The organism is Rathayibacter sp. AY1A3, from assembly GCF_002930975.1.
Taxonomy (GTDB): domain Bacteria; phylum Actinomycetota; class Actinomycetes; order Actinomycetales; family Microbacteriaceae; genus Rathayibacter.
The window spans coordinates 22,509-38,054 of record NZ_PSTO01000034.1; the positions used below are offsets into that span (position 1 = coordinate 22,509).

Sequence of the window (15,546 nt, forward strand, 5' to 3'; positions counted from 1 at the left end):
GATGAGCGCACCCGCCCCGACCGACTCCCACTGCCCGTACTGCGCCCTGCAGTGCGCGATGACGCTGACACCCGCGGCGGGCCCCGTGCCCCTGGCGGTCGAGGGAAGGGAGTTCCCGACGAACCGGGGCGGGCTCTGCGCCAAGGGCTGGACCTCCGCCGAGCTGCTGGCGAGCGGACAGCGGCTGGTCTCCCCGCTGCTGCGCGGTGCCGACGGCGTCCTCGCGGAGGCGTCGTGGGAGGAGGCGCTCGACGCGGTCGCCGGGGCGGTGCGCGGCGTCCGGGAGCGGCACGGCGCCGACGCGGTGGCCGTCTTCGGCGGCGGGGGCCTCACCAATGAGAAGGCCTACCAGCTCGGGAAGTTCGCTCGGATCGCTCTCGGCACCTCCCGGATCGACTACAACGGCCGCTTCTGCATGTCCTCGGCCGCGGCGGCCGGCAACCGCGCCTTCGGCGTCGATCGCGGACTGCCGTTCCCGGTGTCCGATCTCGACGACGCCGACACGATCCTGCTCCTGGGCTCGAACGTCGCCGCGACGATGCCGCCGCTGCTCGCCCACTTCGCCGGTGCCCGCTCGCGGGGCGGCCTGGTGGTCGTCGACCCGCGCCGCTCGGCCACCGCGCGGCTGACGGAGGACGGCGCCGGCACGCATCTGCAGCCCGCCCCCGGGACGGATCTGCCGCTCCTGCTCGGGCTGATCCACCTGGTCTTCGCCGAGGGCCTCGCCGACACCGCCTACCTCGCCGCGCGCACGACCGGCGTCGAGGCCCTGCGCCGCAGCGTCTCGTCGTGGTGGCCGGAGCGTACCTCCGCGGTCACGGGCGTGCCGACCTCGCTCCTCCGCTCCCTGGCGCGCCGGCTCGCCGAGGGGCGGTCGTTCGTGCTGACCGGCCGCGGGGTCGAGCAGCACGTCGACGGCACCGACACCGCGACCGCCGCGATCAACCTCGCTCTCGTGCTCGGCCTGGTGGGCCGCGAGGGGTCGGGGTACGGCACGCTCACCGGTCAGGGCAACGGCCAGGGCGGACGCGAGCACGGCCAGAAGGCCGATCAGCTCCCGGGGTACCGCTCCATCCGCGATCCGGAGGCGCGGCGCCACGTCGCCGCCGTCTGGGACGTGACGCCCGAATCGATCCCGGGCCCAGGGCTGCCCGCCACCGCCCTGCTCGCCGAGCTCGGACGCTCCGTGAACTGCCTGCTGGTGCACAGCTCCAACGTGGTCGTCTCGGCCCCGGACGCCGACGCCGTCCGCGCCGGGCTCGAGGCCCTGGACACGCTGGTCGTCTGCGACTTCTTCCTCTCCGAGACCGCCGCGCTGGCCGATGTGGTGCTCCCGGTGCCGCAGTGGGCGGAGGAGGAGGGCACGATGACCTCGCTCGAGGGCCGGGTGCTCCGCCGCCGCCGGGCGATCGACCCGCCGGCAGGAGTGCGCAGCGAGCTCTGGATCATGAGCGAGCTGGCGCGCCGTCTCGACGCCCCCTCGAGCTGGTCGGCGGTCCCCTCGGAGGTGTTCGACGAGCTGGCCCGCGCGTCCGCGGGAGGCGTGGCCGACTACTCCGGCCTCTCGCACGCCCTGCTCGACACCGGGATCGCCGCCCACTGGCCCTACCCCGCGGGCGGCACGGGGACGCCGCGCCTCTTCGCTGAGCGCTTCGGGCACCCCGACGGCCGGGCGCGCCTGGTCGCCGTCATCCCCGCCGTCCCCGTCGTCGTGGACCGCGGCGAGGAGCTGACCCTGGTGACCGGCCGCTACCTCCAGCAGTACCAGTCGGGCACCCAGACCCGGCGGGTCGCGGAGCTCGATGCGGCCCGCCCCGAGGCTCGGCTCGAGATCCACCCGGCGACCGCCTCCCGGCTCGGCGTCCGCGACGGAGCACCTGTGGCGATCGGGAACGCGCGCGGCGTGGTCCGCGCCCGCGCGAGCGTCACCGCGGACATCCGCCACGACACGGTGTTCCTGCCCTTCCACTACGCGGGTGAGCAGTGCGCGAACCTCCTCACCGAGGCCGTCGTGGACCCGGTGTCGTCGATGCCCGAGTTCAAGCGCACGCGGGTCTGGGTCCGCGCGGAAGGGACGGCACATGCCTGAGACACCTCCCGAGCGGATCGTCCTGATCGGCTATGGCCCCGTCGGCTCGCGCTTCGTCGAGGAGCTGCTGCCGGCCGTGCGGGCCGGTCTGGTCGCGCTGACGGTGGTCGGCGCCGAGAGCGACGACCCCTACAACCGTGTCCTGCTCGCGGAGTACGCCGTCGGCCGGGCGACCCGCGAGCGCCTCGACCTCGGCGACCGGACGGCGGCGGAGGCGGCGGGCGTCGTCCTGCGCCTGGGAGCGGCCGTCGTGGGGGTCGACCGCGCGCGGAACGTCGTGCGGCTGCACGACGGCGAGCGGCTGCCCTACGACCGCCTCGTCCTGGCCACCGGCGCCCGGGCGAACGTGCCGACCCTCGCCGGGATGGAGCGGTCCCGACGCGAGCGGACGGTGCGCGCCGCCGATCCGGAGTCGCTCGACGCGGGCTCCCGGCCCCTCCCGGAGCGGGTGGTGGCGCTGCGCGACCTGGCCGACGCCCGGGTGGTGCGCGAGTCCGTGCGCTCCGGCGCGCGCCTCGTCGTGCTCGGGGCGGGAGTGCTCGGGATCGAGTTCGCCCTCGCGGCCGCCGAGCAGGGCGCGCAGGTGGTGGTGGTCTTCCACGGCGACATCCCGATGGCCCGCAATCTCGACACGGGCGGGGGCCGGATGCTGGCCGCGGCCGCCCGCGCGGCCGGCGTCGAGATGGTGGCGCACGCCCGGTCCGAGAGCGTCCTGCTCGCGCACGACGACCGCGGCCGTGCGCACTTCCAGGCGCTCGTCTGCGCTGACGGCAAGCAGATCGAGGGGGATCTGCTGGTGCTCTCGTGCGGTGTCGGTGCGCGGGTCGAGCTGGCCGCGGGCGCGGAGCTCGCCGTCTCGACCGGGATCCTCGTCGATGAGCAGCTGCGCAGCTGGAGCGACCCGGACGTCTTCGCGATCGGCGACTGCGCGCACGTCGCCCCCCGCGGCTCGGCCCTCCCCGACGGCCGCGTGCCCGGCGGACCGAGCGGACTGATCGGTCCGGGATGGGAGCAGGCGGACCGGCTCGCAGCGCGGATCCGGGCGGAGGCGGAGGGCCGCTGCGGCGAGGAGCGCGTCCCCGACGCCCGACCGGCGGTCGTGATGCTGAAGGCCGAGGGCGTCGACCTCGTGGCAGGAGGCGACGTGGCCCCGGAGCCGTGGGACCCGCACCGCCCGGGCGAGGAGCACCTCGAGGTGACGCTGTGGGCTGACCCCGCCCGCGGGGGCTACGCCAAGCTCGTGACCGCGGGAGGAGTGCTGCGCGGGTTCGTCTCGGTGGGTCTGCCCAGGGTCGGCGCCGAGCTCAGCCTCCTCTTCGAGCGGGGCTCGGAGCTGCCGGCGGACCGGTCGAGCCTCCTGCGTCTGGACGCCCCGGATGCGGGTGCCGCGGCGACCGGCGATCCGTTCGCCCCCGATGCCACGGTCTGCTGGTGCAACGGCGTGACGGCGGCGGTGATCATCGATGCGGCTGCGGCGGGACACGGGACGGTCGCCTGCGTCGGGCGGGCGACCCGCGCCGGCACGGGCTGCGGCGGCTGCACCGGGCGCATCGCCGAGCTGCTCGCGCGGACGGCGGTCCCCGCCTGATCGCCGCGAAAACCGGGCCTCGCCGCCTCAGCGGTCGAGCGCCTCCGCGAGGCGCCGGGTGACCGCCCGCAGTTCGAGCTCGGCCCCGCGGACGCGCTCGTCGAGAGCCGCCGCGGTGTCGGCGGCCTGCTCGGCGGCCGCCGCACCCGCCGCCTCGGACGAGGCTCGGTCGGCCGCGACCGACGCGCTGAGCTCGTCCAGCGCCGCCCGGAGGCCCGCCGACTCGTCGCGCAACACGGAGACGTCGCCCTGCACCGCACTCAGCTCGCCGCGGAGCCCCGCCACCTCGTCGCGCAGGGCCGCCGTCTCGGCGCGCAGCTCCTCCGTGCGCAGCCGCGCCTGCTCGAACCAGGGGGCGACCAGCCGGTGCACCGCGTCGCGGAGCACGACGCCGCCGCGGCCGAGCCGGGTGGGCGCGGAGCCGGGGTCCTGGAGGAAGTCGTGGTCAGTGGTCATCGTCGTGGTCCCGTCCGGAGAAGCGGCGGTGGAGCACGTCCATCGCCCGCAGATCCTTGTCCATGATGTCGGCCTCGAGGGTGGTGTCGGCGAGGCGGTCGGCGAGGCCCGGCCGGGAGCGGCGCTCGAGCGAGGCCTCGATCAGCTCGACGGAGCGCTCGAACGAGAGCGGTCCGCGCGCCGCGGCCCGGCCCCGCCGACCGAGCGCCTCGAGGTCCACCGCCCCCCTCACCACGTCCCGCATCGCCTCGAGGAGCGCCGGGGCGGAGCGGGTGATCTTGATGCAGTCGACGCCGTCGATGAGGAACTCCGCGACTCCGCTGGCCGCCGTCACGATCGGCACGGCGCCCGCCGCGGCCGCCTCGACCGGCGCGACGCCGAACGCCTCTCCGGCCCAGGTCGGGAAGAGGAACGCGTCGGCGCGGCCGTGCGCGGCGAGCACCTCGGCGTGCGGCGTCGCTCCGTGGAACTCGACCAGGCCGGCCAGGCCCGCCTCGTCCGCCCGGGCGCGCCAGCCGTCCACGTCTCCGTCGCCGTAGAGGTCCACGCGGAAGTCGCGGGTCTCCTCCGCGAGAGACGCCGCCGCCTCCAGCACCAGCCCGACGCCCTTGTGCTCGCCGAGCGACGCGGCGAACGTGAACCGGGTGGTCCCGCCCTCGCGGTAGCGCCTCGGCTCCGCGGTGTCGGGGGGAACGGACACTCCGCGCCCGATCACCTCGATCTCGCCCAGGCTCAGCCCGCCGGCCTCGATCGCGTCGACGAGGGAGCGGCTGACCGCGACGATCTCGCCGCGGTCGAAGTGGTCGGGGGCCTGGGCGCCGTAGACGCGGAGCACGCGCTCGGGCAGCCCGTCGACCAGGGCGTTCGGGATGCGGTCGCCGAGGTTCCACATCCACGGGGCCTCCACCGCGCGCAGCAGGTCGATCAGCGCGAGGCCGCCGATCCCGAGCAGGTTGAAGGCCACCACGTGGGTCGGCGCGAAGTCGCGCAGCTCCTCGAGCAGGATGCGGGTGTTCTCGAACCGCGAGACGGCGCTCTCGTGGTGCATCAGCTGAGCGATCTCGCCGCCCGTCTGCGGCAGCGGGAAGTAGGTGCGCAGGCTGAGCGTGCGGTGCACCTCGACGCCCGAGGGCTCCGGCGGCAGGTAGGTCGGCGTGGTCAGCACGCGCACGGTGTGGCCGCGGGCCGCCATCGCCTCCGCGACGCGCGCGCAGGTCATCTCGTATCCGCCGAGCACCTGCGGCGGATAGAGGTTGCTCACGAACAGCAGGCGCATCAGCGCACCTCCCCTCTCGCGGAGGCGTCGGCCGCGATCCGCGCCGTCACCTCGGGCGTGTAGGCCGCGCGGGCCTGGCGGTCGTTGCCGCCGTCCCAGTAGTTGACGAGGTAGAGCCCGGACTGCTGCGTCCGCGGCACGAACGGGAACAGCTGGGCGCGGGGCTCGATCTGCGCGATCCGGTAGCCGGCGTCGACCGCGCGCACGTGCAGCCAGATGTCGTCGGCGTCCGGGGCGATCTCGCGGAACGCGTCCCCGTGAGCGGCGATCTCGCCGAGGAGCGGAGCGGGCAGCAGCTGCCCGGAGACTGAGGTGCCGAAGACGTCGGTCGACGCGCGCGTGTCGGCGACCGGGGTCCAGCTCGTGTACGGAGCGACGGCGCCGTCGACGATCCCCACCCGGTGGGCGCGGTAGCAGAGCACGGTCTCGCGGGGGTAGCGCGAGCGGGCGTCGAGCAGGCCCCTCAGCCAGGTGCGCGGGTACACGATGTCGTCGTCGGAGGTGACGAGGTCGCGCTCCCCCGACCGGCCCGAGAGCAGGTGCGGATAGTACTTCGTGTGCACGCGGTATCCGTCGACCAGGCGGATCTCGACGCCGCGGCGGCGGAGGCGGCGCAGCGGCGCGGGCAGGTCGGCGTGCAGGGCCGGGTCGTCGAGCCAGAGCACCAGGCGCGCGGGCCGGGCGTCGCCGCGGGCGATCGACTCGAGCGCCACGTGGACCCGCTGCAGCCGCTCGCCGTGCGTGGTCATCGTGACCACGACCTCGCCCGCCGGATCGACTGCGGAGCGGCGGGAGAAGCGGTTGGCCAGGGCGAGCAGCAGCAGCTCGCGCCGGAGCGCGGGCGAGGGGTGGTCGATCGGCCGGGCGGCGATCACGGCGGCGCGGCGCTCCGAGAGGCGCTGAGGGGCGGAGCGGACGACCCGGGCCGCGGAGCGCAGCCGCGTGCGGGGGCGGATACGACGGCCCAGCGCCGCGAGGCGCGTGCGGGGCCGGACGCGCCGGCCGACGGCGGCGAGAGCGGGATGCATCGGTCCAGGTTAGCCGGAGGCGCCCGGGCGCCCTGCGCCGGTCAGGGCTCGTCGACCACCGCGAAGGCCCGCACCGGGAAGGTCCCGAAGCCCCGCACCTTCGGCGGCACGGCGGTGAAGCGCGCCCCTGTCGCCGGCAGCCCGCCGAGGCCGGTGAGGTGCTCGACGACGTGCACTCCCGCGGCGAGAAGGGCCGAGTGCGCGGGCCTCGATCCGCCCGACTCCGTGTCGTCGATGTTCACCGAGTCGATGCCGACCAGCACCGCGCCGGCGGCGACGAGCGCCTCCGCCGCCGCACCGCCGAGGAAGGGGGCGCCCCTGCCGTACCCGGGCGTGGCGAAGTGCGCGTCCCAGCCGGTGCGGAGGAGGACGGCGGCGCCGCGGACGTCGAGTCCCGCGACCGCGTCCGAGCCGATGCCCCGTTCGGTGGCTCCGGTCGCGTCGACCACGACGGTCGGCAGGTCGACCAGCGTCTCGAGCGGGAGAGCGGCGAGATCGGCTCCGCCCTCGTAGCGGTGGAACGGGCTGTCGAGGTAGGTGCCCGTGTTGCCGATCATCTCGATGACGTCCATCGCGAACTCGGTGCCGGGCGCGTAGGAGGCGCGGGACGCCTCACGGGTGAGGTGCGGCCGGATGCGCGGAGCGGGCAGGCCGGGGTAGGTCACCAGCCCGTCCGCGACGGTGTGGCTGAGGTCGACGAAGCGGCGCGAGGAGGTCATGCGCCCGATCCTGGCAGGGGCCGGACCGGGCGCACCATCGAGATGCCGCCCCGCGGGGCGGCGTTCCCGCCTCTACTTCTTCGGCAGCGCCGCCGACAGGTCCGCGATCAGGTCGGACGAGTCCTCGAGGCCCACCGAGAGGCGCACCAGCGACTCCGAGACCTCCAGCGGCGTGCCCTTCACCGACGCGTGCGTCATCTCGCTCGGGTAGCCGATCAGCGACTCGACGCCGCCCAGCGACTCCGCGAGCTGGAACAGCTCGGTCGACTCGGCGAACTTCCGGGCCGCGCGCGGCGTCGCGAGCTCGAGCGAGAGCATCCCGCCGAACCGCGACATCTGGCGCTTCGCCAGCTCGTGGCCGGGGTGCGAGGGCAGGCCCGGGTAGTGCACGGCCGTCACCGCCGGGTGCTCGACGAGGAACTCGGCGACCGCCTGCGCGTTGACGGAGTGGCGCTCCATCCGCACCCCGAGGGTCTTGATGCCGCGGACCGTGAGCCATGCGTCCATCGGGCCCGAGATCGCTCCGACCGCGAACTGCAGGAACGCGATCTTCTCGGCCAGCGGCCCCGAGCGCAGGGCGAGCGCGCCGCCGACGACGTCCGAGTGGCCACCGAGGTACTTCGTGGTCGAGTGCACGACCACGTCGGCACCGAGGGCCAGCGGCTGCTGCAGGGCGGAGGAGGCGAAGGTGTTGTCGACGACGACGATCAGGTCGTGAGCGTGGGCCAGGTCGGCGAGCTCGGCGATGTCGCTGATGGTCATCAGCGGGTTCGACGGGGTCTCGACCCAGAGCATCTTCGTCTCACCGGGGACGATCGCCCGCTGCACCTCGCGGAGGTTCGACATGTCGACGGCCGTGTTGCGCACGCCCCAGGCGCTGTGCACCCGGTCGATCAGGCGGTGGCTGCCGCCGTACGCGTCGTTGCCCAGGACGACGTGGTCGCCGGGCGCGAGGGCGGCGCGCAGCAGGGTGTCCTCGGCGGCGAGGCCGGAGGAGAAGGAGTAGGCGACGTCCGCACCCTCGAGCGAGGCGATGAGCTCCTGGAGCGAGTCGCGCGTCGGGTTCGCCGAGCGGGCGTACTCGTAGCCGCCCCGGAGACCGCCGATGCCGTCCTGGACGAACGTGGAGGTCATGTAGACGGGCGGCACGACCGCCCCGGTGGTCGGATCGAACTCCTGGCCGGCGTGGATGGCGCGGGTGTCGAAGTGCTGCTTCTTGGGCATGGTGCGGGCTCCCTGGGTCGGAGGTGCGGAGGCGGCGGCCGTCAGGCCGTGGCGTAGGTGAGGAGGTCCTGTCGGGTGATCACCGCGACGGGCTTGCCCTCGTCGGTGACGAGGAGGGCGCTGTGCTCGGTGAGCGCGGCGCGGGCGGCGGTGATGCTCTCGCCGAGCCCGATCAGCGCGAGCGCATCGCCCACGCAGTCGCCGAGCGGGTCGTTCATCGAGGCGGATCCGGCGAAGACGCGGTCGAGCAGCTCGCGCTCGTCGACGGCTCCGACGACCTCGCCCATCACGACCGGCGGCTCGGCGGTCAGCACCGGGAGCTGCGAGACGCCGTACTCGGTCATGATGCCGATCGCGTCGCGGATCGTGTCGGTCGGGTGCGCGTGCACGAGCGCCGGGAGGTCGGCCTGCCCGCTCGCCGCCCTCGCGCGGAGCACGTCGCGGACGGTGCCCTCGTCGCGCATCTCGAGGAAGCCGTAGGAGCGCATCCAGCGGTCGTTGAAGATCTTGCCGAGGTAGCCGCGCCCGCCGTCCGGCAGGAGCACGACGACGACGTCGTCCGGCCCGAGACCGGCGGCGGCCTTGAGCGCGACGGAGACGGCGAGCCCGCTCGATCCGCCGACGAGCAGCCCCTCCTCGCGGGCGAGGCGGCGGGTCATCGCGAACGACTCGGCGTCGCTGGAGGCGATGATCCGGTCGACCACGCTCGGGTCGTACGCGCTCGGCCAGAAGTCCTCGCCGACGCCCTCGGTCAGGTACGGGCGACCGCCGCCGCCCGAGTAGACGGAGCCCTCGGGGTCGGCGCCGACGATCTGCACGCGGCCCTCCGACACCTCCTTGAGGTAGCGGCCGACGCCGCTGATGGTGCCGCCCGTGCCGACTCCCGCGACGAAGTGGGTGAGCCGACCGGCGGTGTCGCGCCAGATCTCGGGTCCCGTGGTCTCGTAGTGGCTGAGCGGTCCGTTGAGGTTCGCGTACTGGTTGGGCTTGAAGGCGCCGGGGATCTCGCGGGCGAGGCGGTCCGAGACGGAGTAGTAGGAGGCGGGGTCCTCCGGAGCGACGGCCGTCGGCGTCACGACGATCTCGGCCCCGTAGGCGGTGAGGACGTTGCGCTTGTCCTCCCCCACCTTGTCCGGCAGCACGAACACGCAGCGGTAGCCGCGCTGCTGCGCGACGAGGGCGAGGCCGATGCCGGTGTTGCCGCTGGTCGGCTCCACGATGGTGCCGCCGGGCTTCAGCAGCCCGTCGCGCTCGGCGGCGTCGATGATGCGGGTCGCGATGCGGTCCTTCGACGAGCCGCCGGGGTTCAGGTACTCGACCTTGACCAGCACGGTCGCCTGCACGCCCGCCGCGACCGGGCCCAGCTTCACCAGCGGGGTGTCGCCGATGAGGTCGAGGACCGAATCGGCGTAGGCCATCCCGGTCTCCGGGCGTGCGGGAAGGGCGCGATCCAGGCTCATCCCGCCAGCGTAGCAACCGGCTCCGGGCGTGTGACGGGGGTGGGCGGAGGCACAGGGAGCGGTCGCGGGAGGGGAGTGCCGCCGGTCGCGCCGGTGCCCTATCGTGGGGGTCCGCGAGCGCCGCCGTCGACCCGGAACGGACCCCGAATGACCTCACCGATCGCCGCACCGCCGCGGCGTCCGGCCGACATCCACCTCCTCCGCCTGCTCGGCCCGGCGCTGGTCGCCGGAGTCGCCTACCTCGACCCGGGCAACGTCGCCAGCAACATGACGGCCGGCGCCCGGTTCGGCTACCTCCTGGTCTGGGTGGTGGTGCTCGGCAACCTGATGGCCTGGCTCATCCAGTACCTCTCGGCGAAGCTCGGCCTGATGACCGGCCGCAGCCTCCCGGAGCTGCTCGGCGACCGCCTGCGCGGCCGCTGGGGCCGCCGGGCCTACTGGCTGCAGGCCGAGACGGTCGCGATGGCGACCGACCTGGCCGAGGTGATCGGCGGCGCGATCGCACTGAACCTGCTCTTCGGACTGCCGCTGCTGGCCGGCGGCGTGGTCACCGGCGCGGTCTCGCTGGTGCTGCTGCTCGTGCAGACGCGGGGCGGGGCGCAGCCGTTCGAGCGGGTGATCACGGCGCTGATGGTGCTGATCGCCGTCGGCTTCACGGTCGGCGTGGTCGTCGATCCGCCGGACGCGGGTGCGACCGTCGCCGGTCTCGTGCCGCGCTTCGAGGGCTCGGAGTCGGTGCTGCTCGCCGCCTCGATCCTCGGCGCGACCGTCATGCCCCACGCGATCTACGCCCACTCCGCGCTCGCCCGCGACCGCTTCGGCCACGTCGAGGGCGTCGGCGCGCGCCGGAGGATCCTGGTCGCCACCCGGATCGACGTGACGATCGCCCTCGCGATCGCCGGCACCGTGAACCTCGCGATCCTGCTCCTCGCCGCGCACTCCCTCGCGGGAGTCGCCGGGACCGACAGCCTCGAGGGCGCCCACGCGGCCATCGGAGCGGCGCTCGGCCCGGTGGTCGCGACCCTGTTCGCCGTCGGCCTGCTCGCCTCCGGCCTCGCCTCGACCTCGGTCGGCGCGTACGCGGGGGCCGAGATCATGCACGGTCTGCTCCAGGTGCGGGTGCCGCTCGTCGCCCGTCGTCTGGTCACGCTGATCCCGGCGCTCCTGGTGCTCGCGATCGGCTTCGACCCGACGCGCGCGCTGGTGCTCAGCCAGGTGGTCCTGTCGTTCGGCATCCCCTTCGCGCTCGTGCCGCTCGTGATCCTGACGCGCGACCGCCGCCTGATGGGCGACCAGACGAACCGCTGGTTCACCACCCTCGCCGCCGCTCTGGCCGCCGTCTTCCTCATCGTCCTGAACGGCCTGCTGCTCTGGCTCACCTTCGCTCCTTGAGCGGGGAGCGGCGGCGCATCCTGCTGATCGAGCAGCCCGCTCCTCGGGAGTACCGAGATCCCTCCTGACCGCGCATTGATCCGATCCGAAGCCTCGCTCGTTATCCTCTGAGAGCGCCTCTCAGGCGCCTGCGCCCGCCCCAGGCGCCTTCCGCCCTCAGAACGAGAGACGCCGCCGTGCCCAAAGACACGATGTCCGCCAAGAACCGCGCCCGACAGGAGAAGCTCGAGGCCTACAAGCGCGAGCAGGACCGCCGCAAGCGCGGCTCCCGCATCTGGATCTGGTCGCTGTCGGCCCTGGCCGTCCTCGCCGTCGGCGGCATCGTCGCGGTCACCGTCTTCGGGAACCAGCAGATCGTCGAGGCGCGCGAGATCGACGGCCTGCAGACCTTCGACAACGACGCCACCCACGTCGCCGGCGCCGTCGACTACCCGCAGACCCCGCCGGCGGGCGGCCCGCACAACGCCGTGTGGATGAACTGCGGCGTCTACGACGAGCCCGTCCCGAACGAGAACGCGGTGCACGACCTCGAGCACGGCGCCGTCTGGGCCACCTACGACCCCGAGCTCCCGCAGAGCGAGGTCGACGCGCTGATCGCGGCGATGCCCGACACCTACTCCGTCGTCTCGCCCTACGAGGGCCTCGAGTCGCCCATCGTGCTGAGCGCCTGGGACGCCCAGGTCGCGATCGACTCGCCCGAGGACCCCCGCATCGACGCCTTCGTCGAGCGCTTCTGGCAGTCCTCGAGCGCTCCGGAGCCCGGCGCCCCCTGCACCGGAGGGATCGATGCGCCCGGCAAGCAGTAGGGGCCGGATCCTCGTCGCCGCGGTCGCTGTGGTCGCGCTCCTCCTCGGAGCGGCCGGCGGCTACCTCTTCGGCGCGCTCGCCCCGTTCGCCTCCGCGGCGACGCCCTCGAGCGCCAGCGCCGAAGCGGGCTTCGCGCGCGACATGCAGGTGCACCACCTGCAGGGCGCCGAGCTGGCGATGATCGCCCGCGAGCGCAGCGCCGACGACGAGGTCCTCACCGTCTCGAAGGACATCCTGCTCACCCAGCAGCAGCAGGCCGGGCAGCTCTTCGGCTGGCTGAACTCGTGGGGCCTGCCGCAGGCTGCTCCGGAGCCCTCGATGACCTGGATGGGCCGGCCGACCCTGGCCGGAGCCGCCGACGAGCACTCGTCGATGGGGATGGGGACCGAGGACGGCGTCGTGCCGGCGAGCATGCCCGGTCTCGCGACACCGGACCAGATCACGGCCCTCAGCAGCGCGTCGGGCCGCGACTTCGACCGGATGTTCCTCGAGCTGATGATCGCCCACCACCGCGGCGCGATCGACATGGCCGAGGCGCTGCTCGCCCGGAGCCGCGTGACGGTCGCCACCGACTTCGCCTCCTCCGTCGTGAAGGCCCAGGAGGCCGAGATCTCGCTGATGGAGCAGATGCTCGAGGACCGCCCGGCGGAGTGACCGCCTCCGGCGCGCACGACAGCGGCTGAGAGTGGTGCGCCTCCCCACCCGGGCAGGGGCACGTGCTCGCCGCCGACGTCGTGCACGGAGCCGGAGCCGGAGCCGCTGGAGGGCGCGTGCCGCCGCAGCGGTGGAGGCCTCTCCGCCGGCATCGCGCACGACGACCACCCTTCGCTCCGGCCGGCTGCACGTGTATTGAGTGGAATCGCCTTGCCCCGACCGACAGATGCCGGTTGGATGCTCCCGGCGCCCCGATCATCAGGGCGCGAGACCGCCGTGAGGAACAGCACATGACCGATCCCAGCCCGTCCGCGACCTGGCCTCCGCCGCTCCCGTCGACGGAGGACAGGAGGCGGAAGCAGGACCGCCGTCGCCGTCGCGTCCCGCTCGTCGCACTGGTCTGGGCGTCCGTCGGAGCCCTCGTGGTCGGAACCGCCGTCGGCGGCGCGGGCGGCGCCTCCGACAAGACCGAACTGGAGGAGCGGCTCGCGGCCGTGCAGCAGCAGCTGAGCACGGCGGAGGACTCGCTCGACGAGCAGACCGAGGCGCGCGCCGGGGCCGAAGCCGAGCGGAGCGCCGCCGAGGCGTCGGCCGCAGGACTTCAGCAGCGGATCGACACGATGACGGCCGACGCCGCCACCTCGACCACGACGCTGGCGAGCCGCGACGCCCGGATCGCCGAACTCGAGGCCGCCGCCACCGCAGCTGCCGCCGCCGCCCCGGTCGCGGTCGCCGAGGTCGCTCCCGCCGCGGCCCCCGCCGCAGCAGCGCCGGCAGCCGCCTCGACCGGAGGAGCAGGAGCGGCGTTCTACGCCAACTGCGACGCCGTCCGTGCCGCCGGGGCCGCGCCGATCCGCACGGGTGACGCCGGCTACAGCCGCAAGCTCGACCGCGACGGAGACGGCGTCGGCTGCGAGTAGCCCCGCGGAGTCCGGCCGCCGATCCGCGGCTCAGCCCTGGAGGGCCGACTCCGTCTGCTGCGCGTAGAGCGAGGCGTAGAGACCGCCGAGGCCGAGCAGCTCGCGGTGGGTGCCCGATTCGACGATCCGGCCGCCCTCGACGACGTGGATGACGTCGGCCGACACGATGGTCGAGAGCCGGTGGGCGATCGCGATCGTGGTGCGGCCGCGGGCGGCGTCGTCGAGCGCGGTCTGGACGATCCGCTCCGAGACGGTGTCGAGGGCGCTGGTCGCCTCGTCGAGGATGAGGACCGCCGGGTCCTTCAGCAGGACGCGCGCGATCGCGAGCCGCTGCTTCTCGCCTCCGGAGAGCCGGTAGCCGCGCTCGCCGACCAGCGTGTCGTAGCCGTCGGGGAACGACGTGATCGTCGCGTGGATGTTCGCGGCGCGGGCGGCCGCCTCCAGCTCCTCCTGCGTCGCGTCCGGGCGGGCGTAGCGGAGGTTGTCGCCGATCGTCGCGTGGAAGAGGTAGGTCTCCTGGCTGACGATGCCGATGTGCGAGACGAGCGACTCCTGCCGCAGCTCGCGCACGTCGGTGCCGGCGAAGCGCACCGCTCCCCCGGCCACGTCGTAGAGGCGCGGGACGAGGTACGAGATGGTGGTCTTGCCCGCGCCGGAGGGACCGACGAAGGCGACGAACTGGCCCGGCTCGATCGCGACCGAGACGTGGTCGAGCGTCGGGCGCGCGTCCTCCGCCTGGTCGGGGTAGCGGAACACGACGTCGTCGAGCTCGACCCGGCCGAGCTCGCCCGAGACCTCGCGTGCATCGGCGCGGTCGGTGATCGCCGGGCGCAGGTCCAGGTACTCGAAGATGCGGGCGAACAGCGCTCCGGCCGTCTGCAGGTCGAGCGCGACGCGCATCAGGCCCAGGAGCGGCCACATCAGGCGCGCCTGCACGGTGGTGAAGGCCACGACGGTCCCGGCGGTGACGGTGGTGCCGCCGAGGATCAGCCAGGCGGCCACGAGGTACACGATCACGGGGATGACGGAGAGGAAGATCTGCACCATCGCGAAGAACCACTGGCCGGACATCTGCTGCCGCACCTGGAGCTCGATCTGGCGGCCGTTCTCGTCGGCGTAGCGCGTCACCTCCGACTCCTGGCGGCCGAAGCTCTTGGCCAGGAGGATGCCCGAGACGCTCAGGGTCTCCTGGGTGATCGCGGTCATCTCGGACAGCGACTCCTGCGTCTTCGTCGCGATGCGCGCCCTCACCTGGCCGACGCGGCGCTGGGCCACGACGAGCACCGGAGTGAGGACGAGGGCGACGATCGTCATCTGCCACGAGAGCAGGAGCATCGCGACGACGGCCGCGATCACGGTGACGGTGTTGCCGAGCACGCTCGAGACGGTGTTCGTCAGCACGTTGGCCACGCCGCCCACGTCGTTGGCGAGGCGCGACTGGATGACGCCGGTGCGGGTGCGGGTGAAGAAGCCGAGCTCCATCGCCTGCAGGTGGCGGAAGAGGCGGATGCGCAGCTCCCCCATGACCGTGTTGCCGACGGTCGCGGTGAGGTAGGTCTGCCAGACGCCGAGGATCGCCGAGAACGCCCAGACCAGCACCATGACGCCGACCAGCTCGAGCAGCACCGGGAGGTTCGGGCGTCCGCCGGGCGGGAAGAGCCCGCGGTCGAAGGCCAGCTGGGTGAGGAGCGGGGGCACCACCGTGAGGGCGGCGCCGACGAGCACGAGGATCACGGTGAGCGTGAGCTTGGGGCGGTGGTCGCGGAAGAGTCCCGCGATGCGCCGGAGCAGGTCGTCGACCTTCGGAGCCGCCGCGTTGATCTCCCGCTGGCTGTCCGGATCGCTGCTCGAGATCCTCCCGCCGCGCGCCCCTCCGCGCATCCCGCCGCCTGCCGCGACGTCACCCATCCTGCTCACGGCTCGACCCTAGCCC

Annotated in this window: 13 protein-coding genes; 6 read left to right on the forward strand and 7 right to left on the reverse strand. The window is 73.9% G+C overall.

Features of this window, described 5'->3' with window-relative positions; genetic code table 11:
- Position 1 precedes the first annotated feature (1 nt).
- Positions 2-2,089 (forward strand): molybdopterin oxidoreductase family protein, encoded by a 2,088-nt coding sequence (locus C5C10_RS14085; protein ID WP_104329541.1) that lies wholly within the window; start codon positions 2-4, stop codon positions 2,087-2,089.
- On the forward strand, positions 2,082-3,677 hold the full coding sequence (locus C5C10_RS14090; RefSeq protein ID WP_104329542.1) for an NAD(P)/FAD-dependent oxidoreductase: 1,596 nt from the start codon (positions 2,082-2,084) through the stop codon (positions 3,675-3,677). The genes C5C10_RS14085 and C5C10_RS14090 overlap by 8 nt, the downstream gene beginning before the upstream one ends.
- 27 nt (positions 3,678-3,704) lie before the next feature.
- Here C5C10_RS14090 and C5C10_RS14095 read toward each other — a convergent pair whose 3' ends face one another.
- From C5C10_RS14095 to C5C10_RS14120, 6 genes are all read right to left on the reverse strand, one after another.
- On the reverse strand, positions 3,705-4,133 hold the full coding sequence (locus tag C5C10_RS14095; RefSeq protein WP_104319766.1) for a hypothetical protein: 429 nt from the start codon (positions 4,131-4,133) through the stop codon (positions 3,705-3,707).
- On the reverse strand, positions 4,123-5,409 hold the full coding sequence (locus C5C10_RS14100; RefSeq protein WP_104329543.1) for a glycosyltransferase: 1,287 nt from the start codon (positions 5,407-5,409) through the stop codon (positions 4,123-4,125). Before C5C10_RS14100 ends, C5C10_RS14095 begins: the two co-directional genes overlap by 11 nt.
- Positions 5,409-6,437 carry a glycosyltransferase gene (locus C5C10_RS14105; RefSeq protein WP_104329544.1) on the reverse strand — a complete coding sequence of 343 codons (1,029 nt, stop codon included), beginning with the start codon at positions 6,435-6,437 and terminating at the stop codon, positions 5,409-5,411. Before C5C10_RS14105 ends, C5C10_RS14100 begins: the two co-directional genes overlap by 1 nt.
- A gap of 41 nt (positions 6,438-6,478) precedes the next feature.
- Positions 6,479-7,156 carry a cyclase family protein gene (locus tag C5C10_RS14110; protein ID WP_104329545.1) on the reverse strand — a complete coding sequence of 226 codons (678 nt, stop codon included), beginning with the start codon at positions 7,154-7,156 and terminating at the stop codon, positions 6,479-6,481.
- A 72-nt stretch (positions 7,157-7,228) separates the two neighbouring features.
- Positions 7,229-8,380, reverse strand: coding sequence for a cystathionine gamma-synthase (locus tag C5C10_RS14115; protein WP_104224345.1), 1,152 nt, complete (start codon positions 8,378-8,380; stop codon positions 7,229-7,231).
- Positions 8,381-8,421: 41 nt separating this feature from the next.
- Positions 8,422-9,798, reverse strand: a complete 1,377-nt coding sequence (locus C5C10_RS14120; protein WP_104234473.1) for a cystathionine beta-synthase — start codon at positions 9,796-9,798, stop codon at positions 8,422-8,424.
- A 189-nt stretch (positions 9,799-9,987) separates the two neighbouring features.
- On the opposite strand from C5C10_RS14120, the gene C5C10_RS14125 reads away from it, so the two are divergent.
- The 4 genes from C5C10_RS14125 (at position 9,988) to C5C10_RS14140 (ending at position 13,613) form a co-directional block, all read left to right on the forward strand.
- Complete coding sequence (locus tag C5C10_RS14125) at positions 9,988-11,232, forward strand: Nramp family divalent metal transporter (RefSeq protein WP_104227179.1); 1,245 nt, start codon at positions 9,988-9,990, stop codon at positions 11,230-11,232.
- Between the two features lie 176 nt (positions 11,233-11,408).
- Positions 11,409-12,038, forward strand: a complete 630-nt coding sequence (locus C5C10_RS14130) for a DUF3105 domain-containing protein (protein WP_244230507.1) — start codon at positions 11,409-11,411, stop codon at positions 12,036-12,038.
- Positions 12,019-12,693: a DUF305 domain-containing protein gene (locus C5C10_RS14135; RefSeq protein WP_104224341.1), complete on the forward strand. Its 675-nt coding sequence runs from the start codon at positions 12,019-12,021 to the stop codon at positions 12,691-12,693. The genes C5C10_RS14130 and C5C10_RS14135 overlap by 20 nt, the downstream gene beginning before the upstream one ends.
- A gap of 290 nt (positions 12,694-12,983) precedes the next feature.
- A complete protein-coding gene (locus C5C10_RS14140; protein ID WP_104329547.1) occupies positions 12,984-13,613 on the forward strand; it encodes an excalibur calcium-binding domain-containing protein in 630 nt (209 codons plus the stop codon).
- Between the two features lie 30 nt (positions 13,614-13,643).
- On the opposite strand, the gene C5C10_RS14145 is transcribed toward C5C10_RS14140, so the two are convergent.
- Entirely contained in the window at positions 13,644-15,521 is a 1,878-nt protein-coding gene (locus tag C5C10_RS14145; protein WP_104247708.1) for an ABC transporter ATP-binding protein, read from the reverse strand.
- Between the last annotated feature and the right edge of the window lie 25 nt (positions 15,522-15,546).